A 23,075-nucleotide genomic window follows, 5' to 3' on the forward strand; every position below is an offset into this window, starting at 1 on the left:
CGCCGCCTCCCGCCCTCACATGCCGGCGTGCTCGAACGCCAGCGTCGGCAGATCGACCACGTGGGCGCCGCCGTCGGCCATGATCACGGCCCCGGTGATGTACGACGACTCGTCCGAGCCGAGGAAGCGCACCACCGAGGCGATCTCCTCGGGCTCCCCCGCCCGCTTCAGCGGCACGTCGCGGGTCACGCGGCCGTAGGCCTCCTCGCGGCTCGCGATCTCGGGCACGTGCTCCATGAACTCGTCCATCTCGGCGTCGGCCATGGGGGTGCGCGTCCAGCCCGGGCAGACGGCGTTCACGCGCACGCCGTGCACGCCGTAGTCGCGGGCCATCGAGCGGGTGAGGCCGATGAGCGCGTGCTTCGTGGTGGTGTAACCGGCGACCTTCGGGCCCGCGAACACGCCCGCGAGCGACGAGATGACCACGATCTGCCCGCGGCTCTCGATGAGCGACGGCAGCGTCTCGCGTGACATCGTGAACGCCGTCGTCAGGTTCACGGTGATCGACGACTCCCAGGTCTCGTCATCGGTGTCGCCCACCGGGTTGAAGCCGTGACCGCCGGCGTTGGCGATCAGCACGTCGATGCGGCCGAACCGCTCGAGGATCGCGGCGACCGCCGCGCGGGCCGACTCGCCGTCGGCCGCGTCCGCCGCGATCGCTGTGCCGCCGAGCCTCGCGGCGACCTCCTCGATGGGCCCGAGACGGCGGCCGATGAGCACGACGTGCGCGCCCTCGCTCGCGTAGCGCTCGGCGACGGCCGCGCCGATCCCGGTTCCGCCGCCCGTGATGACGACCACTCGTCCCTGAACACCGTCGTTCTGCTCTGCCATGAGGTTCCTTTCGCCCGAGGCCGGTTCTCGCGGGCCTCAGCGCCCGCTCTCCCCTCATCCTGACGGCTTCCCGGCGCGGCGACGAGGGGGTGGGCGCTCGCAGCCCATCACTCTTCCCGCTGAGTCAACTGCGGGGCGCCCGTCCCGTCGCCCGACGGGACGGGCGCCGCACAGGAGGGGCGCCGTCGCGGACGGCCGCGGAGACCCCGCCGGGGGCATCGTTCCCCCAGCGTCAACCGCACAGCGCCCACGGTCAACGGCGGCCGCGCTTCGAGCTATCCAAATGCCAAGCCGCTTGGGATACTGAGAAGCGGATGTTCAGATCGGTCCCCACGACGAGGATGTTTTCAATGACGCACGCCCCCGCCAGCCGGCACCTGCCCGACGCCACTCACACCCACGGCAAACGGGTGACCACACTCGAGACGGCCGCGCATCCGCTCGACCCGCTCACGGGCGCCGAGATCGCCGAAGCCCGCCGCATCCTCGCCGAGGCCGACCACTTCACCGAGCACACGCGCGTGCCGCGCATGCTCCCCGTCGACCCCGCGAAGGCCGACCTCGCCGCGTGGCGCCCGGGCGATCCCCTCGACCGCCGCATCCGCGTCACGCTGCTCGACCGCAGCACGGGTGTCGCATCCGAGGCGATCGTCGCCGTCACGCGCGGCGAGATCGACAGCCTGCGGGTGCTGCCCAACACCGAGGAGCCCTACGGCCAGCCGCAGTACCTCTTCGAGGAGTACGAGGACGCCGCCGCGATCGTGAAGGCCTCCCCCGAGTGGCAGGCCGCCATGCGGCGGCGCGGGCTCGAAGCGCACATGGACCTCGCCTTCTGCTCGCCGCTCGCGCCCGGCTTCTTCGGCCGCGACGACGAGGTCGGCCGTCGCATCGTGCGCTCCCACACCTACCTGCGCTTCTCCGAGACCGACAGCCCCTGGGCCCACCCGATCGAGGGCCTCGTCGTGCACGTCGACCTCACCGAGCGCCGCGTGATCCGCATCGACGACGAGGGCGACGTGCCCGTGCCCGAGCAGCACGGCAACTACACCCTCGACGTGCAGGGGCCCGCCCGCACGAGCCTCAAGCCCATCGAGATCACCCAGCCCGAGGGCCCGTCGTTCTCGGTCGACGGCAGCCTCGTGCAGTGGGAGAACTGGAAGTTCCGAGTGGGCTTCACCCAGCAGGAGGGTCTGGTGCTCAACCAGATCTCCTTCCGCGACGGCGACGAGGATCGCTCGGTCGCCCACCGCGCCAGCGTGCCCGAGATGGTCGTGCCCTACGGCGACACCTCGGTGAGCCGCTACTGGATCAGCTACTTCGACGCCGGGGAGTACCTGCTCGGCAAGAACGCGAACTCGCTCGCGCTCGGCTGCGACTGCCTGGGCGTGATCCACTACTTCGACGCGTTCGTGCCCGACGACCACGGCAACCCGGTGAGCATTCCGCAGGCCGTCTGCATGCACGAAGAGGACTACGGCATCCTCTGGAAGCACACCGACCTCGACGGCAACGCCGAGACGCGCCGCAGCCGACGCCTCGTCGTCAGCTACTTCGCCACGATCGGCAACTACGACTACGGCTTCTTCTGGTACTTCTACCTCGACGGCTCGATCCAGGTCGAGGCGAAGGCCACCGGCATCGTCTTCGCGGGCGCCGGCGTGCCCGGATCCGACAACCCGCACGCCCCCGAGATCGCACCCGGCATCTTCACGCCGGTGCACCAGCACCTCTTCTGCGCGCGCATCGACGTCGCCGTCGACGGCGAGGACAACACCCTGCACGAGATCGAGGCTGTGCGCATCCCCACGGGGCCGGACAACCCCCACGGCAACGCGTTCACCTGGTCGGACACGCAGCTGACGAGCGAGCAGCAGGCGCAGCGCATCGCGAACGGCCTCACCGGTCGCGTCTGGGAGGTGCGATCAGCGCACCGCACGAACGCCGTGGGCAAGCCCACCGCCTACTGGCTGATCCCCGAGGGCAAGATGCTGCTCGCAGCGCAGCCCGAGTCGACGGTGCACGGCCGCGCCAACTTCGCCACCCGGCACCTCTGGGGCACGCAGTACGACCCCGAGCAGCTCTACCCCGCCGGCTTCCATCCGGGCGCCCACGCCCCGGGCGCGGGTCTGCCCGAGTGGACGAGGGCCGACCGCTCGCTCGACGGCGAAGACCTCGTGCTGTGGCACGTCTTCGGCCCCACCCACATCCCGCGCCCCGAGGACTGGCCGATCATGCCGGTCGACTACTCGGGTTTCTGGTTCAAGCCGCACGGCTTCCTCGACCAGAACCCCGCCATGAACCTTCCCGAGGACGCGCGAGCCGGGGCCGCGTGCGGCACCGACGCCGCGGGCGGCTGCTGCGCGCAAACCGGCTGCGGCTGCTGCGCGGGCGAGGCCTGCCGCTGCGGCGGCGCCGACTGCGCCTGCGGCAAGTAACGGCCGCGCCTCCGAGCCCGTCGCAGGCGCAGCATCGCCCGCACCTCTGCTCGACGGGCTCGGGGCACCACCGCTCACCCACCCACACACCAAGGAGTCAACGATGACCACTCAGCCCGAGCTGATCCTCACCGGGGGACGCATCTACACCGTCGATCCCGCGAACCCCTGGGCCGAGGCGATCGCGGTCGCCTCGGGCCGCATCGTCGCGGTCGGATCGGCCGCCGAGGTCGGCGCTCTCGCGCGCCCCGGCACCGAGGTGCGGCAGCTGGGCGGCGCCTTCGTCATGCCCGGCCTCATCGACGCGCACAACCACCACGCGATCGCCGGCGAGGAGGAGCTGTTCCAGCTGCGCCTGCCGATCGGCGCGCACCTCGACGGCATCGTCGCCGCCGTGCGCGAGCACGCCGCCGCCCTGCCCGAGGGCGCGTGGATCGTGGGCGGGCCGTGGGCGAGCGACCGCCTGGGCGAGATCAGCACGGCCGACGCCCTCGCGCAGCTCGACGACGCCGCCGGCGGGCGCCCCGTCATGCTCTCCGACGACTCGCACCACAACCGCTGGGTCAACTCGCGGGCACTCGAACTGGCGGGCGTCGAGGCCGGGCACGACGGCGTGGTGGTCGACGCCGACGGCCGCCTCACGGGCGTGCTGTTCGAGGCCGCCGGGATCCCGGTCGCCCGCGCACACCGCGCCGCGGGCGGACTCACCCCCGCACAGGACCGCCAGGCGTCGCAGCGCGGCGTCGAGATCCTCAACTCGTTCGGCGTGACCGCGTTCCAGGACGCCGCCGTATCGGCGCCCACCCTGGAGGCGCTGCGCTCGCTCGACGCGAGCGGCGACCTCAACGCCTGGGTGGTCTCGTCGATGCTCATCAACGACGACATCTTCGGCTACACCCCCATCGGCGAGGATCTCGTCTTCGACGGCGAGCGGTACCGCACCGAGCACCACCGCCCAGACTTCGTGAAGATTTTCCTCGACGGGGTGCCGCCCACCCGCACCGGCGCCTTCATCGAGCCCTACCTGCCCGACGACGTGCACGGCGCGCACCACCACGGCGAGACCCTGCTGAAGCCCGAAGAGCTCACCGACTGGCTGCGCCGCGTCGCCCAGCGGGGCATCTCGGCGAAGATCCACTGCACGGGCGACGCCTCCGTGCACGCCGTGCTGAACTCGGTCGAGACGCTGCGCCGCGAGGGCTTCTCCGACACGCGCTACCACGTCGCCCACGGCCAGTTCGTCCACCCCGACGACATCTCGCGCTTCGCCGAGCTGGGCGTCGTCGCCGAGATCTCGCCCTTCATCTGGGTGCCCGGTCCCATCGTCGACGCGATCCGCGAGGTGCTGCCGCGCGACCGCGCCGACCGCATGCAGCCCAACCGCGACCTGCTCGACGCGGGCGCCGTCGTGGCGGGCGGCTCGGACTGGCCGGTCTCGGTCTCGCCCAACGCGTGGGAGGGCATCCACGGCCTCGTCACCCGCGAGGATCCGAGCGGGCAGTATCCCGGAACGCTGTGGCCCGAGCAGGCGATCACCCTCGACGAGGCCATCGCCGCGTTCACCATCGGCGCCGCGAGCGCCCTCGGGATCTCGGACGAGACCGGTTCGCTCGAGGCCGGCAAATCGGCCGACTTCGTGCTGCTGGATCGCGACCCCTTCGAGCACCCCGCCGGGCAGCTCGTGCAGACCACCGTCGACGAGACCTGGTTCGCCGGTCGCCGCGTCTACGCGCGCGACGAGCAGTGAGCCGAGAACGGAGAACCCCCATGCACAAGCTCACCGTGCTCTACCCCGAGCCCGCCGACCGCGCCGCGTTCCGCGAGTACTACCTGAACACGCACCTGCCGCTCTGCGCCCAGCTGCCCGGCGTGCAGGAGATCACCTACGCCCTCGACATCTGCGAGCCGGGAGCGGGGCCGTACTTCGGCGTCTTCCAGGCGACGTTCGCCGACGAGGCGGCGCTCGGCGCGGCGCTCGCCTCGCCGGAGGGCCGCGCGGTCGAGGCCGACGTGCCGAACTACGCGACCGGCGGCGCGACCGTGTTCCCCTTCGAGGTGCAGACGCTGCCGCTCCCCTGAGAACCGGTTCGGGGCCGGCCATGCGGCCGCGTCGCGCTCGGCTGCGCGGCGCCTCGCCCGGCTCCCGGGCCGGCGCATCGCTCGGGCTGCCCGGCAGCCCCTCGGCGATCCGCTCAGTCGGCCAGCTCGGCGACGGCCTCGCCGATGCGGCGCAGCACCGTGGGGTCGTGACGGGAGCGCGCGCCGGGCACGTAGCGCAGCCGCTCGATGGTCCCGCCCGAGAAGCGGAATGTGCGATGCCGCTCGTGCAGCTCCCAGTCGACCGGCCCGCCGTAGTCGTAGCCGACGCTGATGCCGGTGAAGGGCGCCATGCCGAGCAGCATCGGCACGGCGGCGATCTCGGCGGAGAGCTCGCCGTCGACCTCGAGCCGCAACCGCCAGCGCAGCCCCTCCAACTCGTCGACGTGGAGCAGGAGCTCGTGGGGCCCCGCCCCCAGGGCGGCCCCGCGCGAGCGGTGCATGTCGCCGTACGCGTTGTAGGAGATGAGCGGAGCGCCGCCCTCGACCGCGAGCAGGTAGCCCCCGCCCTGATCGCCGTGGGCCACGATCACCCCGGCGGCGCGATCGTCGAGCACGAGCGACGCCTCGACCGAGAACGACTTCAGCACCGTCAGCTGGGCCGCGCGGAACCGCTCGAGCGGGGGGCGGAACGGCACGAGCGCCACCGGCGCGGCGAGTTCGGCCTCGCTCTCCGGCCGGTTCGCGTGGAGCGTGCCGTCGTCGTCGAGCGGGAACACGGTGTTGCGCCACGCCTCGTCGCGCCAGCGCTCGGCGAGCTCGGCCACGCGCGTCGGCTCTGCGGCGGCGAGGTCGAGGGTCTCGGTGGGATCATCGGCGAGATGGTACAGCTCCCACGTTCCACCGGCGGCGCCCTCCTCGCGGCGGGGCGGCACGGGCGACACCGCCTTCCACTCGCCGTCGACCATGGCACGCCGCCCCACGCACTCGAAGTACTGCGCCGCGCGCCCCTCCGCCGTCGGGTCGGCGAGCACGGCTGCGACGCTGCGCCCGTCGGGCTGCTGCGCGGGCCTGCCGCGCAGTTCGGCGAGCGGCGGCACTCCGGTCAGCTCGAGGATCGTCGGGGCCAGATCCGATACGAACACGAACTGATCCCGCAGCCCTCGCAGCCCCCGCAGCCCCGCAGCCCCGGCTTCGACCGGATCGGAGCCGCCCTCTGCCCGCGCGGCCGCCGGCCACGACACGATGAGGGGTGCGTGCACCCCGCCCTCGTAGGTCGACGACTTGAACGACCGGAACGGGGTGTTCGAGACGCGGGCCCAACCGGTCGGGTACTGGCTGAAGAGTCTCGGCCCTTTTCGAATGACTTTTTCGCGCCCATGNCCCGCCGATGTCGGCGGGATCGCGCGGCACGTCGCGCACCCAGTTCTCGGGCAGCGGCGCCGAGTGGCCGAACTGGGCGAAGTAGCTGCGCGTGCCGCTCGGCCCGCCCTCCGCCGTGCCGCCGTTGTCACTCGCGAGCACGATGATCGTGCGCTCGAGCTCGCCGAGCTGCTCGAGGCGGTCCAGGAGCCGGCCGACGCTCTGGTCGACCTCGTCGACCGCCGCCGCATACACCTCCATGTGCCGGGCGAAGAGCGCCCGCTCCTCGTCGCTCAACGAGTCCCAGCTCGGGATCCGAGCGTCGTCGGCGAGGGCGCCCTCGGGCAGCTCGGCGTGGGTCGGCACGATCCCGAGCTCCCGCTGCCGCGCGAACCGCGCCTCGCGAAGCGCGTTCCACCCAGCCTCGTAGCGACCGCGGTGGCGCTCGATGTCGGCGCGCTTCGCCTGGATCGGCCCGTGGACCGAGGTGTGGGCGTAGTAGAGGAAGAACGGCTTCGACGCGTCGTTGACCCGCAGCTCGTCGATCATCGCGAGCGCCTCGCCGGTGAGCTCGTCGGTGAGGAAGTAGCCGTCGGGGAACTCGGGCACGTCGACGACCGAGTTGTCGCGCACGAGCCGGTGCGGGTGATGCAGCGACGTGAAGCCGTCCATGCTGCCGAAGTATCGGTCGAAGCCCCGCTGCAGGGGCCACGACGACTTGTCGGCGGCGTCGTGCAGGCGCGACTCGAGCGTCAGATGCCACTTGCCGACCGCGAACGTCGCGTACCCGCCGGCTCGCAGCGACTCCGCGAGCGTGGGCGCGTCCTGCGGCAGTTCGCAGGTGAAGCCCGGGTAGCCCGGGTCGGTGTGCGCGACGAAACCGAAGCCCGCCCGGTGCGGGTTGAGGCCGGTGAGCAGTGCGGCGCGGGCGGGCGAGCACATCGGAGCCGTGCGGTAGTTGGTGAACACCCACCCCTCGCCCGCGATGCGGTCGATGCTCGGCGTCGGGATCTCGCTGCCGAACGGTCCGAGATCGCTGAAGCCGAGGTCGTCGACGAGCATCACGACGACGTTCGGCGCGCCGGCCGGAGCGCTCGCGCGCTGCGGCCACCACGGCGTCGACTCCGAGACGAACTCGGCGACGCGCCCCCCGAACGCCTCGTACCCCCGCCGCGGCGCCCCATCCGCCGCGTCGCGGCGCCCCGCCTCCCCCCGCACGCTACCCGGCCTTCCGGATGAGCTCGAAGATCTCGGTGCGCAGCTCGGCGAACTCGTGAGCGGCGCGGCTCGTGATCTGGTCGCGGGGAGCCGGCAGCCCGATGTCGACGGTGCGGGTGACTCGGGCGGGCCGCTCGCCGAGCACCACGACGCGGTCGGAGAGGTAGACGGCTTCGTCGATGTCGTGCGTCACGACGACGACGGTCATGCCGAACTCGTCGCGGATCTTCAGGCAGAGATCCTCGAGCTCGAAGCGGGTCTGCGCGTCGACCGACGCGAAGGGCTCGTCCATGATGAGCACCTCCGGCCGGTACGCGATGGCCCGTGCGATCGCGACGCGCTGCTGCATGCCGCCCGACAGCTGCCACGGGTACTTCGACTCCGCCCCCGCGAGCCCCACTGCGGCGAGCGCGGAGCTGATCCGCTCCTCCCGCTCGGCGGCGGGCAGGCGCAGGTGCTTGAGCGGCAGTCGCACGTTCTTCTCGACGGTGAGCCACGGCATCAGCGAGCGCGTGTACTCCTGGAACACGAGCGCCATCTCCTCGGGCGGGCCGTCGATCTGCTTGCCGTCGATCCGGGCCGAACCCGACGTGATCGACTGCAACCCCGTCAGACACTTCAGCAGCGTCGTCTTGCCGATGCCCGACGGGCCCACGATGCAGACGATCTCGGCGGCGTGCACGTCGAAGGTGAGGTCGGCGATGACCGGCACCGCCCCCTTCTTCGTGTCGTAGGTCTTCGCGAGGCCCTGCATGCTGAGGCGGGGCTGGGCCGCGGCGGTCGTGGCGGTCATAGGTTCTTCTCCTGCTGTCGGATGGCGATGTACCAGCGCAGCACGCGGCGCCGGAAGATGGCGAGCAGGGCGGTGGCGACGTAGCCGATGATGCCCAGCACGAGGATGCCGACCCACATGTCGGCGATCATGAACGACTGCTGCGCGAGCAGCGTGCGGGCTCCGAGCCCGATCGACGATCCCAGCATCTCGCTCGCGATCATCACGACGAACGCCGTGATGAGGCTCACCTGCGTGCCGGAGAGGATGCGCGGGCTCGCCTCCGGCAGCGCGACCGAGAAGATGCGGTCCCACGCCCCCAGTCGGTAGATGCGGCCGACGGCGCGGCGATCCGGGTCGACGGCGTGGATGCCGTCGATGGTCGAGATCAGCACGGGGAACACCGCCGACAGCGTGATCGAGAGGATGCGCGTCTCGTTGCCGAAGCCGATCAGCGAGACGAAGATCGGTACGAGCGCGACCGGCGGGATGGCCCGGAAGAAGTGGATCGTCGGCTCGACGAGCCACGACAGCCAGCGCGACATGCCGAGCGCGATGCCGAGCCCCACGCCGAGCGCGCTCGCGAGCGCGAACGAGAGCAGCAGGTTGCCGACCGACGAACCGACGTCTCCCCAGAACGCGGGGGTGGCCGCGAGCGACGCCATGCGCTCGAGGATCGTCTCGAGCGGCGGGAAGAACGTGTTGGTGGAGTTCGCCGACGCGATCCACCACACGGCCAGCAGCAGGATCGGGACGAGGATCTCCGCCCCGATGAGCACCCACTTCGGGAGTCCGCTGCGCTGCTGCCGCCGCGCTTCCCGCGTGCGGATGAGCACGGTCGAGGTCACGGTCATCACGACACCTGCTTCCGGTACTGGGGGTGCCAGTGCAGCAGGCGGCGCTCGCCCCACTGGCTGAGGCCCTGCACGACGAGGCCCAGGATGCCGAGCACGAGCACGTAGGCGAAGAGCCTCGGCTGGTTGCCGGTGATCTGGGTCTGCACGAGGCTCTGGCCGAGCCCCGGACCGCCACCGATGAGGCCGGCGACCACCGCGACGATGAGCGCCGTGGGGGCCGCCACCCGCACGGCGGTGCCGATGTAGGGCAGGGCGCTCGGCAGCACGATGCTCCAGAGGATCTCCCCGCGGCTCAGCCCGTACGACTGCCCGGTGGCCTTCGCGACGGGGTCGGTGTCGAACACGCCCGCCGAGGCCTGCACCACGATCGACACGAAGCACCCGATGAACACGAGGAAGACGCCCATCCCCGCCGTGGGACCCAGCACGAGCACCACGACGGGCAGGATCACGATCGGCGGGATCGGCTTCAGGAACTCGAGCGGCACGCGGGTCGCGTGCATCGCGAGCGGCGAGACTCCGACGCCGATCCCGAGCAGCACGCCGGCCGCGGTCGCGATCGCGAGCCCCAGCAGCGCCATCGCCACGGTGTCCCAGGTGGCGGCCCACATCTCCGGTGTGACGACGAGCCGCGCCAGCTCGCCGATCGCCTCACCCGCGGTGGGCAGCGGCGAGCCCGCGAGGGGGCCCGCCGCCGCGAGCTGCCAGACGCCGAGCGCGATCAGCGCGCCGAGGGCGCCAGTCCCCCACTTCAGCAGTCGAGAGTCTCCCACGGGTCACTCCGAGACGATCACACCGGTGAGATCGACGGGCTGGGCCAGGAAGCCCAGGCTCACCATCTTCTCGTTCGGCCGCTCGAGATCCTCGGCGTTCACGACGGTCGGCCAGACCGGCACCTTCACCTGGTCGACGGTGAGCTGCGAGTCGGTGTAGTCGAGGCCGGCCTGGATGGCCTCCTGCGGGTGCTCGGTGGCCCACTCGTTCGACTTCACGATCGCCCGCTGGAATGCCGCGATGGCGTCCGCCTTCTGCGAGACCGTGCCCGCCCCCGCGGTCCAGAGGCCGGTCGCGCCGGTCTCGAAGAAGCCGATCGAGGGCGCCGAGAGCTGCTCGGCCCCGGCCTCCTCGGCCTCCGTGGTGAAGGGGCTCACGAGCCCGGCTGCGTCGACCGTGCCGTTCTGCAGCCCGGCCACGGCCGAGGTGAAGTCGAGCACCACCCAGTTCACGCCGGTGGCGGGGTCGATCCCCTCCTTCTCGAGCTCGCCCGCGATGACGACCTCGAGCTGCGCCTTGCGCGCGGGAACGGCGATCGTCTTGCCCTCGAGGTCGGCGACGGAGTGGACGTCGCCGTCCACCGCCGCGAAGAGGCCGGTGTCGTCGAAGTCGGCGGGATCGTCGATCTCGGCCTGGTCGGCGGGGTAGCCGTCCGCTGCGCCGATCACCTTGATGTCGACGCCCTGGCTGAGGGCGTTCAGCAACGGGATGCTGGGAGAGTACGCGATGTCGACCTGCCCGCTCTGCACGGCGGCGAGGCCGGCGGGCGGGTTCGCGACGATGGAGGTCTCGATCTGCAGCCCCTCCTCCTCGAAGAAGCCCTGCTCGATGCCGCCGATCAGGCTGCCGTCGGAGGTGAGGCCGATCGTGGCGACCTTGAGGGTGGTGAGCTCGCCGCTGCCGCCGTCACCGGAGGGCGCATCGCCGCCTCCCCCGGACGAGCAGGCGGAGAGGGCCAGGGCGGCGGCCGGGATGAGCGCGAGCGCGCCCATCAGGCGGTTGATCTTCTTCATGTGTTCGACTCCTTCGTCGGCCGGGCCGGAAGCGATGGCACGCATCGATCCCGTTAATCACCATTCGGTGACTAAAGAATAATCTCCAAGCGTCCACTTTCCATAACACTCCGGTAACGATTAATCACCAAGCGGTGACGAAAACGGCACCGGCTGACCCAGACTGGAGTACCTCCCTAGAATTCAAGGGAGAAGGGAGACACATGCCGAAGATCGTGGACCACGACGAGCGCCGCGCGCACATCGTCGAGGCGGTCACGCAGATCATCATCAGAGACGGCTTCGACCGCGTCACCATGCGCGAGATCGCCGCCGAGGCCGGCTACGCCCACGGCGCCATCGCACGCTACTTCCCCGACAAGAAGAGCCTGCTCACGGCGGCCTTCCTCGAGGTCTTCCAGAAATCCCACGAGCACACCCTGCGCCGCACCGAGGGCGTGCGCGGCCTCGAGGCCCTCAGACAGATGTTCCTCGAGCTGATGCCCCTCGAGGCCGACGGGCCCCAGCGATCCCGGGTCGTGCTCTCGTTCTGGGACCGCGCCGCTCAGGACGGCGAGCTCTGGGAGATCCACCACGAGAACATCACCCGCCGGCGCGGCCTGATCCGACGCTTCCTCACCGAGGCGCGCGAAGACGGGGAGCTCGGGCCCGGAATCGACATCGAGGACGCCGTCAACCGCGTCTCGGCGCACAACGCGGGGTGGCAGATGATGGCGGTGCTCGTACCCGAGGCCGCGACCGACACCAGCATCGTCGCGAGCATCGACTCCACGATCGCCGACCTCAGGGGCGGGCGGTGACCGGGCCGGGCGCCGGGCACTGCTGCGGCCCGGCCGCGCCCATCGGGGACGGCGCGGCAACTGCCGCGGGAGCCGCGAGGGCGGCAGGGGATGCCGCTGCCGGCACGATCGCCGGATCCGCGATCCGCATCACCACCCGGCCTGCAGCCGGCGGCCCCGACCCTGCCCTCGCACCCTCCGGAGCGCACGAGATCGAGCAGCGCCGCATCCCGGCCGGCGCCTTCACCATGGGCGACGCCTCGGGCGACGGCCTCGCCGTCGACGGCGAACTGCCGCTGCACCCCGTCGAGCTCGACGCCTTCGAGATCGACGCCACCCCCGTCACCAACGAGCAGTTCGCCCGCTTCGCCGACGCCACCGGGTACGTGACCGACGCCGAGCGCACGGGCGCCTCCGCGGTGTTCCACCTGCTCGTCGACGCCCCCACCGCCGACATCGCCGGCCCCATCGTCGGCACCCCCTGGTGGATCGGCGTGCGCGGAGCCGACTGGCGGCACCCGGGCGGGCGGGCCTCGTCGCTCGCCGGGCTCGACCAGCACCCGGCCGTGCACGTGAGCTGGCACGACGCGCTCGCCTACTGCGCGTGGGCCGGGCGGCGCCTGCCCACCGAGGCGGAGTGGGAACGCGCCGCGCGCGGCGGCCTCGAATCGGCGACCTACCCCTGGGGCGACGACCCGATCGACGGCAACGACGGCGTCTGGCGGGCCAACGTGTGGCAGGGCGCGTTCCCCGCCCACAACACGGCCGCCGACGGCTGGGTCGGCACCGCACCCGTGCGAACCTTCGCGCCGAACGGTTTCGGCCTCTGGCAAGCCGTCGGCAACGTCTGGGAGTGGTGCGCCGACCGTTTCGACCCCGGCTACTACGCCATCGCCCCGCTCGTGAACCCCCGCGGGCCGGAGGATGGCGACGGGCTCGGCGGCGAGCGCGACGACGAGCGGCGCGTGCTGCGGGGCGGCAGCTACCTCTGCCACCCCTCGTACTGCAACCGCTACCGCAACTCGGCGCGCTCCAGCAACACCCCCGACTCCACGATGGGCAACGCAGGGTTTCGCACGGTCGCGGCCTGAGGCGGCCGCGCCCCGCGGGCCCGGGGCCGGGCATCGGGTCGGGCGCTGATCCCGCGCCCAACCCGCGACTCATACGGCCGTGGTGAGATACCCGCCGTCGACCGGCAGCACGGCGCCGGTCACGAACGATGCGGCGTCCGACGCGAGGAACACGATCACCGCGGCGATCTCGGAGGCCGCGCCGAAACGGGCGAGCGGCGTGCGCGAGAGGATCCGCTCCTTCGCCCGAGCATCCAGCCCGTCCGCGAGCGGCGTCTCGATCCAGCCGGGCGCCACGCAGTTCACCCGGATGCGGTCGCCCGCCCAGGCCTCCGCGAGCGACTTCGTCAGCTGCACCACGCCGCCCTTCGCAGCCGAATAGGCGACGCGCGATCCGCCCCCGAAGTACGCGAACATCGACGCGATCGTGATCACCGAGCCGCCCGACGCCGCGAGCAGCGGCCGGGTCAGCTCGGCGATGCGGTACACGGCGGCCAGCTGGATCGAGACGACCGTGTTGAAGGCCTCCCACTCGAGCTCGCGCTCCCCCAGGCTGATGCCCGCGGCGGGAACGAGCACGTCGAGCCGGTCGAGCCCCGCGACCACCGCGCGCAGCGCGTCGTCGTCGGTGACATCGACCTCGACCAGCTCGACGTCGAGCCCGGGCGAGACCTCCGCCCGCGCGGCGCCGAGGCCGATCGCCACCACGCGGGCGCCGAGCCCGGCGAACGCCTCGGCGGTCGCCAGCCCGATCCCCGAAGTGCCGCCCGTGACCAGTACGGTACGGCCCTCGAACAGCCCCGGCGCGAGCGCCGCGAGCGGGCGGGAGGCCACTAGCGCTCGCCGGCCAGCACGAACTTCGCGCCCTGCTCGCCGATCAGCACCGCGGGGGCGTTCGTGTTGCCCGTCGTGACGCGCGGCATGACCGAGGCGTCGATCACGCGCAGGCCGTCGACGCCGTGCACCGCGAGCCGCGGCGACACCACGGCCAGCTCATCGACGCCCATCTTGCAGGTGCCGACCTGGTGATGGTAGGTCGCGAGCGTGCCCCGCACGTAGTCGACCAGGTCGTCGCCGTCGCCCACTGACGGACCGGGGTACACCTCGGTCGCGCCCCAGCCGCCCTCGTCGGGCGCCGCGGCGAGCGCCGCCTGGCTGCCGATGCGCCGGCACTGCCGCACCGACGCGACGAGCGACTCCACATCGTGCTCGGCCGTGAGCGCCTGCGGATCGATCACCAGCGGATCGCCGGGGTTCGGGCCCGACAACCGGATCTCGCCCCGCGACTCCGGCGTCACGAGCCCCGCCATGAGCGAGAAGCCGTTCGCGCCCCGGGGCTCGAGGAAGTCGCCGTACATCGGCACCGAGAAGTTGATGGGCTGCGTGTCCGGGCGATCCAGCTCCTCCCTGCTCTTCCAGAACAGGTGCGACTGCGTCACCGACACCCCCTCGCGCGGCGGGTCGATGGGCTTCTCGGTATCGAAGATCACCGGGGCGAGGTAGTGGTCGTGCAGGTTCTTGCCCACGCCCGGAAGGTCGACGCGCGGCTCGATCCCCGCCTCGCGCAGCTCGTCGGCGGGGCCGATCCCGCTGCGCAGCAGCACCCGGGGCGAATCGATCGCGCCGGCCGCGAGGATCACCTCGTCGGCGCGCAGCTCACGCACCTCGTCGCCCTGCGCGAACCGCACTCCCACCACGCGGGGGCGCTCCCCCTTGACCTCGTCGTCGAAGATCAGCTCGTGCACGTGGCAGCCGACCTCGACCCTGATGCGATCCCGAGCCGGCTTCACGTACGCCATGTAGGTGTTCAGCCGCTTGCCGTCGCGCGCCGTGATCTGCTGCTGCGAGACCCCCTCGATCGAGGCGCCGTTGTAATCGGGGTTGCGGGGCAGCCCCTCCTCGACCGCGGCCTCGATGATCGACTCCTGGATCGGCGACAGCTCGTAGTCGTCGGTGACGTCGAGCAGGCCTTCGGCGCCGTGCAGCGCCGGCTCCCCGCCGCCGCGGTAGTTCTCGATCGCGCGGTAGACGGGCAGCACGTCGTCCCACGCCCAGCCGTCGTTGCCGAGCGAGGCCCAGTGGTCGAAGTCCTGCGGCACGCAGCGCACCCAGATCATCGCGTTGAGCGAGTGGGATCCGCCCAGCACCTTGCCGCGCGGCCAGTGCAGGCGGTGACCGTTCGCGCCCGGCTGCGGCACCGTGTAGTAGTCCCAGTCGTCGGGCGAGTGCCACAGCTCGCCCATGCGGCTGAGGTCGTGGATCGCGGGGTTCGTGTCCTCCCCGCCCGCCTCGAGCAGGGTCACCTCGACCCCGGCATCGGCGAGCCGGCGTGCGACCACCGAACCGGCCGAGCCGGCCCCGACGACGATCGCGCTCTTCGGGGCGCGCGCAGATCCAGAATGCTCCGACATCAGAACTCCTCTCTCGTGCGGCTCCTTCGCCGCACCCCGCTCAGCCTCCCACCGCCCGCGCCCCGCGTCGAGAGCGGCCGCGGAGTCGTGCTCGCAGGAGCAAGCGCCCTGCCGCTGCGGTCAATCGACGCCGGGCGGGGCAGGGCGGGCGCCGAAAGGCGAAAAACGCGCCTCGGGGGCCGGGATGCGATGCGTTTTCCGCCTCTCGACGGGCGGGCGCGGGAGCGGGCGGATCGCGGACGCCGAGCGTCCGGGCCCCGTTTTCGTCTACACTGGAGGAGAAAACCAACGCTCGCCGGAGGATGCCTCAATGCCGAAGATCATCGACCACGACCAGCGACGCAAGGAGATCGTCGACGTCACCTGGCAGCTCATCGTGGAGGGCGGCATCGAGGCCGCCACCATGCGCGAGATCGCGTCGCGCGCCGGGTTCGCGAACGGCGCGCTCAAGCACTACTTCTCGGGCAAGGACGCCATCATCGAGGGCGCCTACGAGCGCTCGCTGAACCGAATCCGCGATCGGCTGCAGAAGCACGTCGAGGGCAAGCGCGGCATCGAGGCCCTCGAGATGTCGATGCGCTACACGCTGCCCACCAACGAAGACGCCACCGCCGCCCGCGTGCTGCTCTCGTTCTGGGAGCGCTGCGCGTTCAGCAGCGAGATCGACCACGACTACGGCGAGCACCTCACCGACTGGAAGGCCGGGTACCTGCAGTACCTGCGCGAGGGCCGCGAAGACGGCGACGTGGTCACCGAGACCCCCGACGAGCAGCTGGTCAGCGAGATCGTGCTCATGAACATCGGCGCGACCGTCACCCGCGTCGTCAGCCCCGAGCACCTCAACAGCGCCGTGCTCGACGCGCAGGTCACCGACTTCGTCGCGCGCCTGCGCCGCGCCTGAGGCGAGGCCGCTCGCCGGGCCGCGCGGCGCTCGGCAACTCGCGCAGCTCAGCGCACCGTGCGGCGCTCGGCAAGCCGCACCCCGGGCCGAGCTTGCCGAAGCGGCCGGCCCGGCACCCGCTCCCCGAGTTCGCCGCAGGAGCCCGGCCGCCGGCCTCAGCTCATCCGGGGCGCGCGGAAGGCGAGCACGCGCGCAGGATTCTCGACCATCATGCGGTCGAGCGCCTCGGGCGTCACGCCGAACTCGGCGAGCACGGGCAGGAAGTGGTCGACCACGTAGCCGTAGCCGTGCCCGCCGTAGCGCCGCAGCTGCACGCGCTGGCAGACGTCGCCGCCCAGCACGAGCTGCGAGCCCCAGCCGTCGGCGACGAGTTCCGCGAAGCCGCGCGCCACGGATCGATCGGTGAACGGGAAGAGCGTGCCCCACGGGCTGCCCGTCGTGCCGAGGAAGTCGGCCTCGACGGTGGCGCCGCGGGCCAGCAGGCGCCGGGCGAGCGGCATGTCGTCGGCGATCGATCCCGCGTGCCCGAAGACGACGGAGCGGGGGTCGGCTCCCTCCTCCTCGAGCGCGTCGAGCACGCGCAGCTTCGCCTCGCCGAAGCCGCCCATGTGCAGGGTGATCGGCGCGCCGGTGATCGCGGAGGCGCGCCCCGCGGCGCGCACGCTGCGCATCTCCTGGGGGTCGACGGGATCGCCCTCGGCGCCGACCTCGCCGATGATGCCGGATCGGATCCCGGCGCCGCCCGCCCCGCATACGGCCCCGTCCGTCCCGCCCGCGGCGCCCACGACGATGTCGCGCACGATCTCGGCGGCGAGTTCCTCGATGCTGCGTTCGGCGAAGCCGGAGGGCAGTAGATCCTTCTGGTACCAGCCGCACCCCATCACGATGTCGAGGCCCGAGGCGCGGCTGAGTCGGGCGAGCGCCCGCGCGTCGCGGCCCACGCCGTTCGGGGTCACCTCCACCATCGTACCGCCGCCCTGCCGCACGAAGTCGCCCACCTCGTCGAGTGCGGTGTCGAAGTCTCCGAGCACGTCGTTGTCGGCGTTGGGCCGGCCGCGGCGCACGGCGGCGAGCGTGTCGAGGGTGAGCGGATCCCGGGCCGCGGCGTCCCACTCGCCCGGGCGCGGGTTCGGCGTGTGCGCGGGTCTCCGGATGTCGAGGAAGATGTGCTCGTGCATGAGCGTCGGTCCGAGCGTCTCGGGGCGCACGGGCCCGAGCACGGTCTGCACGAGGCCCTCGAGATTCGGGATCTCGAGGCCGTCGAGCGCGGATGCGGGCGGCGCGATGCGATCCCTCATTCCCCTGCTCCCTCGTCCGTCGCGCGCGCGAGCACGCGCGCCGCGTTGCCTCCGCCGACCGCCGCGACGAGCTCGTCGTCGGCGCCCATCATGCGCAGGTAGGGCAGGAACTGCGTGGCGACGAACTCGAGACCGTTGCCCCCGTAGGCGGTGAGGCGGTGCTTGTTGCGGATGCCGCTGCTGAGCAGCACCCGGTGCGCCGCGCCCGCCGCCGCGCTGCGCAGGATCGCCGCGGCGAGGTCGTGGTCAGAGACGACGGTGCGCACGTTCGGGATGCGCCCCAGCTGGTCGAAGCAGATCGCGGTGCCGAGGCCGAGCAGCGCGTCGAGGCGGCCGTGGTCGACTCCCGTTCCCGCCGCGTCGGCGATGACACCAGCGGCGCCCAGCAGGACCACGCGCGAGCGGTCGAGACCGGCCGCGTCGACCGCGTCGAGCGCCCGCTCGAGTGCCGCCAGCGTCGCGTCGCCCGCGGCGTGCGGGGGCGCCACCTCCCAGGGGTCGGGCCGCGGCGAGACGACGAGCGCGGCTCCGGCGGCGCTCGCCGCCCGGGCCGCGGCGACGAGCAGGGCGAGGGCGCGATCCGCGTCGGTGAGCTCGGCGGCCTCGGGGCTCGCGGAGACTCCGGGGCTTCTCGGCCGTGCGGCGCCTCCGGCGCGCGCGTCGAGGGGCAGCGGGATCGCGCCCACAACGCCGGCGGGATGCTCGGTCGCGCGCAGCTCGGCGGCGATCCTGCGCCCCACCGCATCGGGGTCGAGCGGCCCTGGATCGCTCGCTCCGTCGCCCGGCGCACCACTCGGAGACGAGCCCGCGGACCGGGATCCGGACCCGGATCCGATCCCGCCATCCGTGCCGCGCACGATCGCGACGCCGCTCGCGCGGCTCAGGCACGCGAGTGCGGCGGGCTCGGCGGTGGAGCCCTCGCCCGCGAGCGCCACGAGCGCGGCGGATCGCCCGGTCTCGGTGCCGGCGGCCGCCGCGAGCTCGTCGACCGCGGCCTCGGCGGCATCCGCCTCGATGGTGCGGTCATCGGTGTTGACCGCGCCCAGCATCAGCCTGCCGAGCATCGGCATGCCCACCGCGACGCGCTCGAACTCGGCCTCGCTCGCCGGGACGCCGGCGTTGCCGAGCCGCTGGGGCGGCGCGCAGAGCAGCGTCTCGGCGGCGAGCACGGAGCCGAGGGCGCCCGCCTCGACGGGCCCCAGCACGGTGGTGACGGTGGGCATGCCGGTGGGCTCAGACGGCGGTCGCGACGAGCACGCGCGGGCTGCCGGGAAGCGCGACCAGGCGGTCGACCTTCCAGCCGGTCTCGGCCAGCCAGCCCTCGACCTGGGCGATCGGGTAGACGACGGTGCCGTCGATGTTGAAGTACTCGCCGGCGTGCAGGGCGTCGATGGGGCGCTGGGTCTCGTCCTCGTCGAGGAAGAAGTCGAGCAGCATGAGCGTGGCGCCCTCGGCCGCGGCGCCGCGGGACGCGCGCAGGATGGCGACGTTCTGCGCCTCGTCGAAGCGGTGCAGCACGTGGGTGAGCAGCACGAGGTCGTGCTCGCCGCCGGGCTCCGTCGACTCGGTGGGGCCCTCCTCGAGCGAGACGCGGTCGGAGACGCCCGCCTGCTCGGCGGCCTCGGCGATGCCGTCGGTGAATCCGGGCGCGTAGACGAAGCGGGTGGTGAGCTCGGGGTTCTGCTGCATCGCGACGACCGAGAAACCGGCGGCGAGGCCGCCGAAGTCGAGGGCGCTGCGGTACTGCGAGAAGTCGAAGGCCTCGCCGAACTGCTCGGCGTGCAGCGCGTTGTAGGTCATCACGCCGGCCATGAAGTCGCCCCAGCCGGCCTCGTCGAGGTCGAGGGTGCCGGCCTCGTCGGTGTCGACGGTCTTCTCGTAGCCGAGCCACTGCTTGTAGCTGATGTCGCCGAGGAAGGCGATGAACGGGGTGAGGTCGATATCGCCCGCGCCGGAGAGGTACTTCTCTGCGTCGGCCTCGAGCGAGTAGGCGCCGTTCTCGCGGCGCAGCAGGCCGAGGCTGTTCATGGCGTCGGCGAGGGTGCGCACCTGACGCTCGGAGTGCTGGGTGGCGGCGGCGAGCTCGGAGAGGTTCCGGGGGCCGTCGGCGAGGGCCTTGAAGATGCCGATGCGGGCGGCGTTGTCGAGCTGCTTCGCTCCCATGAAGCCGATGGCGATGTCGACGATGCGTGCGGGGGTTGCGGTCATGCGAGTCGTTCCTTACGATTCAGGGCCGCCCCGGTCGATCGGGACGACGGTGTCCGTGGTGTGGCCTGCCGGAAACTCTACATACGTAGACATAAAAAGTCCAGCGGCGCTGCGGTTTATTTTCTACTAGCATAGAAAAACAGGGGAGGGATGCCGATGCACTCGAGCAGCCGCGAGCAGCCCGGGTGCAACCGGTCTTCGCTCGCCTCTCCGGGGCGATCGCACCGCGTCCCCTGACCCCGCCCTCCGTTGCACCGCTTCACCGTCGAAAGGTCGATCATGGCTCTCACCGTCCACCGTTTCCCCGCCGAGGGTTCGCAGCAGCCTCCCGTCGTGCTGCTGCACGGCTTCGCATCGAGCGCGGCCGACGACTTCCTGACCACCGGCTGGGTCGACTCGCTGCGCGCCGCGGGTCGCACCGTCGTCGCGATCGACCTGCCGGGCCACGGCGAGAGCCCGGCCGTCGCCTCCGCCGCAGACGCCTCGACCTCGGCCGTCGTCGCCGCGATCCTCGATGCCGCCGCGAGCGCCGCCCCCGTGGGCGACCTCGACGTCATGGCGTACTCGCTGGGCTCGCGCCTCGCGTGGGAGCTGCCCGCCGCGTCGCCGCGGGTGCGCCGCCTCGTGCTCGGCGGACTCAGCGTGTTCGAGCCCTTCGCCGCGGTCGACCCCGCCGAGCTCGAGGCCGTGCTCGGCGGCGCCGAACCCGCCGACCCGCTCGTCGGCATGATGGCCGGCATGATCTCGGCCCCCGGCCGCGACACCGCGTCGCTCGCGAAGCTGATCCCGGGCCTCGCGAGCGAGCCCTTCGCGCCGCAGACCGGCGGCCCCGAGGTGCCGACGCTCTTCGTCGCGGGCAGCGACGACCAGATGACGCAGGGCGTCGAGCAGCTCGTCGATGCGCTGCCCCAGGCCTCGCTCACCCACGTGCCGGGCGACCACCGGGCGGCGCTCGACAGCCCCGAGTTCCGCGAGGCCGCGATCCACTTCCTCGCCCAGTAGAACGGATCATCGAGTCGGCCAGGAATGATCGAGTCGGCCAGGAACTCGCGCGAATTCCAGGCCGACTCGGCACGAACGGGCCGACTCATCGGGTTGGGCCACGCGACGGGCGGCGCGCACCAGGGCGGCGCGCACCAGGGCGGCGGGCCGGGCTACGCGACGGGCGGCGCCCAGACCCCGTCGGCGCGCACCTCGCGGTCGAGCCACAGCTCGGCGGCGGCCTCGCGGATCCCCTGCGCGCCCACCCGCTCGAGCAGCGGGATCGCACCGAGGTTGTCGTCGAACTGCCGCACGCTCGAGGCGCCGAAGAGCACGTTCGCGGTGGCGGGGTTGGCGAGGCAGAACGCGATGCCGAGCTGCGCCGGGGTCGCGTCGAACGACGCCGCGATGCGCTGCACCTCGGGATACGCGGCGACGATGCGCTCGCGGATGCCGCCCACGTCGGCGCCGATCTTGCGCTGCGGGCTGAGCTTGCCGACGAGGATGCCGCCCTCGAAGGCGTCGGAGGCCTGCAGTGCGAGCGTGCCCTCGTCGAACCAGCGGCCGTAGAACTCGCCCTCGGCCATGCTGCGCCGCACGAGCCCGTACTTGAGCTGCGCGAAGCTCGGCGGGGTGAGACCCTCGGCCGCCGCGGTGGCGAGCGCGAGCCGCAGCGACTCCGCCGGCCAGTTGTTGACCCCCCAGCTCGCGAAGCTGCCGCGGTCGATCTCGGCCTGCACGTCGCGCACCACCTGGGCGATGTCGATGTCGCCCATGAAGTCGCCCACGACGACCGTGTCGAAGCTCTCGGGCCCGCCCGCGCCGGCTCCGATGCGCTCGAGCGACACGTCCATCTGCCCGGCGAAGCCCGTCTGGGGATACTCCCACAGCCACAGCTTGCCGCAGAGCTGGTAGTCGGAGCGGGCGAGCCCGAGCTTGCGGATCGCCTCGCCGAACAGCAGGTCGGTGCGGGAGGCCTCGGCGTGCGGGCCCATGTTGTAGTAGGCGACGTCGAAGAACGCCGACCCCGCGTCGACGGCGCGGCGCATCAGGGCGAGGCGATCCTCCGCCTCCATGCGATCCCAGATGTTCCAGGAGCCGAGCGCGAACACCGGCACCTCCGGCCCGCCCGGTCCGAGCTTCCGAGTGGGGACCTTTCCGCTGAACTCCACAACCGCCTCCTCGCAGCTCTCGGGCGGGGACGCGGATCGTCGCGACCCCGTTGCCCTTTTATTTTCTACGATCGTATAATATAAACGAGGATCGATCCAGTGCCATTCAGTGGGACGCCCGGGATCGCCCGCACATCAGCACGACGAAGGAGTCACCGTGACCTCACCCACTCCCGGCAGCGCCGGATCCCGCACCGTCCTCATCACCGGCGGCGCCGGCGGCATCGGCCAGGGCATCGCCCGCGCCTTCGCCGCGGCGGGCGACCGCGTGATCCTCGTCGATCGCGACGCGGCCGCGGTGGCCGCGGCCGCCGAGGCGCTCGGCGCGGAGCCGCTCGCCCTCGACATCACCGACGCGGCCTCCGCGGCCGAGGCGCTGCACGGCCTCGCAGAGCGCGGAGGCGTCGACGTACTCGTCAACAACGCCGGCATCCTCTCGGTGCACGGCACTGTGACCGAGCTGGAACCCGATGCCTACCGCTCGATCCTCGAGGTCAACGTGATCGGCACGTTCAATATGATCCAGGCGTTCGCGAGGCATCGCATCGCCGCGGGCGGCGGGGGCGCCGTGGTCAACATCTCGTCGATCGGCGGGCGCCAGCCCACCCCCGGCATGGGCGCCTACGAATCGAGCAAGGCGGCCGTCGACTCCGTCACGCGTTGGGCGGCGATCGAGCTCGCCGCTCACGGCATCCGCGTGAATGCGGTCGCCCCGGGGCCGGTGCTCACGCCGATGCTCGAGATGGGCATGCCCGAGGGATCACCCGCCCGTGAGGCCTGGTCGAGCCGCATCCCGCTCGGCGACCTCGCCCAGGTCTCGGACATCGCGCCGGCGGTCGTGTTCCTGGCGAGCGGGAGCGCCGGGCACATCACCGGCGTGAGCCTCGCCGTCGACGGCGGCCAGCTGCTCACCTGAGCCCGAGGGCCGGGTGGATCGGCGGCGGCGGATCACCGCC

21 protein-coding genes are annotated in these 23,075 nt (G+C 72.2%); 8 read left to right on the top strand and 13 right to left on the bottom strand.

Going from position 1 to position 23,075, the window contains the following annotated elements; all coding sequences use genetic code 11:
* Positions 1-15 precede the first annotated feature (15 nt).
* Positions 16-831, bottom strand: coding sequence for an SDR family NAD(P)-dependent oxidoreductase (locus H490_RS20445; protein ID WP_017883289.1), 816 nt, complete (start codon positions 829-831; stop codon positions 16-18).
* Between the two features lie 350 nt (positions 832-1,181).
* On the opposite strand from H490_RS20445, the gene H490_RS20450 reads away from it, so the two are divergent.
* From H490_RS20450 to H490_RS20460, 3 genes are all read left to right on the top strand, one after another.
* Positions 1,182-3,266 carry a primary-amine oxidase gene (locus H490_RS20450; RefSeq protein ID WP_017883290.1) on the top strand — a complete coding sequence of 695 codons (2,085 nt, stop codon included), beginning with the start codon at positions 1,182-1,184 and terminating at the stop codon, positions 3,264-3,266.
* 103 nt (positions 3,267-3,369) lie between these two features.
* Positions 3,370-5,013 carry an amidohydrolase gene (locus tag H490_RS20455; RefSeq protein WP_017883291.1) on the top strand — a complete coding sequence of 548 codons (1,644 nt, stop codon included), beginning with the start codon at positions 3,370-3,372 and terminating at the stop codon, positions 5,011-5,013.
* Positions 5,014-5,033: 20 nt separating this feature from the next.
* Complete coding sequence (locus tag H490_RS20460) at positions 5,034-5,345, top strand: EthD family reductase (RefSeq protein ID WP_017883292.1); 312 nt, start codon at positions 5,034-5,036, stop codon at positions 5,343-5,345.
* 113 nt (positions 5,346-5,458) lie between these two features.
* Here H490_RS20460 and H490_RS32620 read toward each other — a convergent pair whose 3' ends face one another.
* The 6 genes from H490_RS32620 to H490_RS20485 all read right to left on the bottom strand — a co-directional run bounded on the left by H490_RS32620 (position 5,459) and on the right by H490_RS20485 (position 11,299).
* Positions 5,459-6,271 (bottom strand): hypothetical protein, encoded by an 813-nt coding sequence (locus H490_RS32620; RefSeq protein WP_238560311.1) that lies wholly within the window; start codon positions 6,269-6,271, stop codon positions 5,459-5,461.
* On the bottom strand, positions 6,174-7,883 hold the full coding sequence (locus H490_RS32970; protein ID WP_323749069.1) for a sulfatase-like hydrolase/transferase: 1,710 nt from the start codon (positions 7,881-7,883) through the stop codon (positions 6,174-6,176). The genes H490_RS32620 and H490_RS32970 overlap by 98 nt, the downstream gene beginning before the upstream one ends.
* Before the next feature lies 1 nt (position 7,884).
* Positions 7,885-8,676: an ABC transporter ATP-binding protein gene (locus H490_RS20470; RefSeq protein ID WP_017883293.1), complete on the bottom strand. Its 792-nt coding sequence runs from the start codon at positions 8,674-8,676 to the stop codon at positions 7,885-7,887.
* Positions 8,673-9,509, bottom strand: coding sequence for an ABC transporter permease (locus H490_RS31640; protein ID WP_017883294.1), 837 nt, complete (start codon positions 9,507-9,509; stop codon positions 8,673-8,675). Before H490_RS31640 ends, H490_RS20470 begins: the two co-directional genes overlap by 4 nt.
* Complete coding sequence (locus H490_RS20480) at positions 9,509-10,285, bottom strand: ABC transporter permease (RefSeq protein WP_017883295.1); 777 nt, start codon at positions 10,283-10,285, stop codon at positions 9,509-9,511. The genes H490_RS31640 and H490_RS20480 overlap by 1 nt, the downstream gene beginning before the upstream one ends.
* A gap of 3 nt (positions 10,286-10,288) precedes the next feature.
* Complete coding sequence (locus tag H490_RS20485) at positions 10,289-11,299, bottom strand: ABC transporter substrate-binding protein (RefSeq protein ID WP_017883296.1); 1,011 nt, start codon at positions 11,297-11,299, stop codon at positions 10,289-10,291.
* A 203-nt stretch (positions 11,300-11,502) separates the two neighbouring features.
* Here H490_RS20485 and H490_RS20490 point away from each other — a divergent pair, with 203 nt between their 5' ends.
* Both H490_RS20490 and H490_RS20495 read left to right on the top strand, forming a co-directional pair.
* The gene (locus H490_RS20490; RefSeq protein ID WP_017883297.1) at positions 11,503-12,099 is read left to right on the top strand and encodes a TetR/AcrR family transcriptional regulator; all 597 of its coding nucleotides are present in this window, start codon (positions 11,503-11,505) and stop codon (positions 12,097-12,099) included.
* Entirely contained in the window at positions 12,096-13,169 is a 1,074-nt protein-coding gene (locus H490_RS20495) for a formylglycine-generating enzyme family protein (RefSeq protein ID WP_017883298.1), read from the top strand. Before H490_RS20490 ends, H490_RS20495 begins: the two co-directional genes overlap by 4 nt.
* Positions 13,170-13,238: 69 nt before the next feature.
* Here the strand turns inward: H490_RS20495 and H490_RS20500 are convergent, their stop codons facing one another.
* Both H490_RS20500 and H490_RS20505 read right to left on the bottom strand, forming a co-directional pair.
* The gene (locus H490_RS20500; RefSeq protein ID WP_017883299.1) at positions 13,239-13,982 is read right to left on the bottom strand and encodes an SDR family NAD(P)-dependent oxidoreductase; all 744 of its coding nucleotides are present in this window, start codon (positions 13,980-13,982) and stop codon (positions 13,239-13,241) included.
* Positions 13,982-15,559 carry a GMC family oxidoreductase gene (locus H490_RS20505; RefSeq protein WP_017883300.1) on the bottom strand — a complete coding sequence of 526 codons (1,578 nt, stop codon included), beginning with the start codon at positions 15,557-15,559 and terminating at the stop codon, positions 13,982-13,984. Before H490_RS20505 ends, H490_RS20500 begins: the two co-directional genes overlap by 1 nt.
* Before the next feature lie 310 nt (positions 15,560-15,869).
* On the opposite strand from H490_RS20505, the gene H490_RS20510 reads away from it, so the two are divergent.
* Positions 15,870-16,460, top strand: a complete 591-nt coding sequence (locus tag H490_RS20510; protein ID WP_017883301.1) for a TetR/AcrR family transcriptional regulator — start codon at positions 15,870-15,872, stop codon at positions 16,458-16,460.
* Positions 16,461-16,615: 155 nt separating this feature from the next.
* Here the strand turns inward: H490_RS20510 and H490_RS20515 are convergent, their stop codons facing one another.
* The 3 genes from H490_RS20515 to H490_RS20525 are packed head-to-tail and all read right to left on the bottom strand — an operon-like array spanning position 16,616 to position 19,966.
* Complete coding sequence (locus tag H490_RS20515) at positions 16,616-17,758, bottom strand: phosphotriesterase family protein (protein ID WP_017883302.1); 1,143 nt, start codon at positions 17,756-17,758, stop codon at positions 16,616-16,618.
* Positions 17,755-18,981, bottom strand: coding sequence for a hypothetical protein (locus H490_RS20520; protein WP_017883303.1), 1,227 nt, complete (start codon positions 18,979-18,981; stop codon positions 17,755-17,757). The genes H490_RS20515 and H490_RS20520 overlap by 4 nt, the downstream gene beginning before the upstream one ends.
* A gap of 10 nt (positions 18,982-18,991) precedes the next feature.
* Positions 18,992-19,966 (bottom strand): methyltransferase, encoded by a 975-nt coding sequence (locus H490_RS20525; protein WP_017883304.1) that lies wholly within the window; start codon positions 19,964-19,966, stop codon positions 18,992-18,994.
* 279 nt (positions 19,967-20,245) lie between these two features.
* Between H490_RS20525 and H490_RS20530 the strand changes: the two genes are divergently transcribed.
* Complete coding sequence (locus H490_RS20530; RefSeq protein ID WP_017883305.1) at positions 20,246-20,968, top strand: alpha/beta fold hydrolase; 723 nt, start codon at positions 20,246-20,248, stop codon at positions 20,966-20,968.
* A gap of 152 nt (positions 20,969-21,120) precedes the next feature.
* On the opposite strand, the gene H490_RS20535 is transcribed toward H490_RS20530, so the two are convergent.
* Positions 21,121-22,119: an aldo/keto reductase gene (locus H490_RS20535; RefSeq protein WP_017883306.1), complete on the bottom strand. Its 999-nt coding sequence runs from the start codon at positions 22,117-22,119 to the stop codon at positions 21,121-21,123.
* Positions 22,120-22,276: 157 nt separating this feature from the next.
* Between H490_RS20535 and H490_RS20540 the strand changes: the two genes are divergently transcribed.
* A complete protein-coding gene (locus tag H490_RS20540; protein ID WP_017883307.1) occupies positions 22,277-23,035 on the top strand; it encodes an SDR family NAD(P)-dependent oxidoreductase in 759 nt (252 codons plus the stop codon).
* The last annotated feature ends 40 nt before the right edge of the window (positions 23,036-23,075 follow it).

It is taken from the genome of Leucobacter sp. UCD-THU, from assembly GCF_000349545.1.
Taxonomy (GTDB): domain Bacteria; phylum Actinomycetota; class Actinomycetes; order Actinomycetales; family Microbacteriaceae; genus Leucobacter; species Leucobacter muris.

Excerpts from the sequence above, each read along its gene's own strand:
- H490_RS20445 (WP_017883289.1), bottom strand. The coding sequence starts at position 831 with ATGGCAGAGCAGAACGACGGTGTTCAGGGACGAGTGGTCGTCATCACG.
- H490_RS20450 (WP_017883290.1), top strand. The coding sequence starts at position 1,182 with ATGACGCACGCCCCCGCCAGCCGGCACCTGCCCGACGCCACTCACACC.
- H490_RS20455 (WP_017883291.1), top strand. The coding sequence starts at position 3,370 with ATGACCACTCAGCCCGAGCTGATCCTCACCGGGGGACGCATCTACACC.
- H490_RS20460 (WP_017883292.1), top strand. The coding sequence starts at position 5,034 with ATGCACAAGCTCACCGTGCTCTACCCCGAGCCCGCCGACCGCGCCGCG.
- H490_RS32620 (WP_238560311.1), bottom strand. The coding sequence starts at position 6,271 with ATGGTCGACGGCGAGTGGAAGGCGGTGTCGCCCGTGCCGCCCCGCCGC.
- H490_RS20470 (WP_017883293.1), bottom strand. The coding sequence starts at position 8,676 with ATGACCGCCACGACCGCCGCGGCCCAGCCCCGCCTCAGCATGCAGGGC.
- H490_RS31640 (WP_017883294.1), bottom strand. The coding sequence starts at position 9,509 with ATGACCGTGACCTCGACCGTGCTCATCCGCACGCGGGAAGCGCGGCGG.
- H490_RS20485 (WP_017883296.1), bottom strand. The coding sequence starts at position 11,299 with ATGAAGAAGATCAACCGCCTGATGGGCGCGCTCGCGCTCATCCCGGCC.
- H490_RS20490 (WP_017883297.1), top strand. The coding sequence starts at position 11,503 with ATGCCGAAGATCGTGGACCACGACGAGCGCCGCGCGCACATCGTCGAG.
- H490_RS20505 (WP_017883300.1), bottom strand. The coding sequence starts at position 15,559 with ATGTCGGAGCATTCTGGATCTGCGCGCGCCCCGAAGAGCGCGATCGTC.
- H490_RS20510 (WP_017883301.1), top strand. The coding sequence starts at position 15,870 with ATGCCGAAGATCATCGACCACGACCAGCGACGCAAGGAGATCGTCGAC.
- H490_RS20515 (WP_017883302.1), bottom strand. The coding sequence starts at position 17,758 with ATGAGGGATCGCATCGCGCCGCCCGCATCCGCGCTCGACGGCCTCGAG.
- H490_RS20520 (WP_017883303.1), bottom strand. The coding sequence starts at position 18,981 with ATGCCCACCGTCACCACCGTGCTGGGGCCCGTCGAGGCGGGCGCCCTC.
- H490_RS20525 (WP_017883304.1), bottom strand. The coding sequence starts at position 19,966 with ATGACCGCAACCCCCGCACGCATCGTCGACATCGCCATCGGCTTCATG.
- H490_RS20530 (WP_017883305.1), top strand. The coding sequence starts at position 20,246 with ATGGCTCTCACCGTCCACCGTTTCCCCGCCGAGGGTTCGCAGCAGCCT.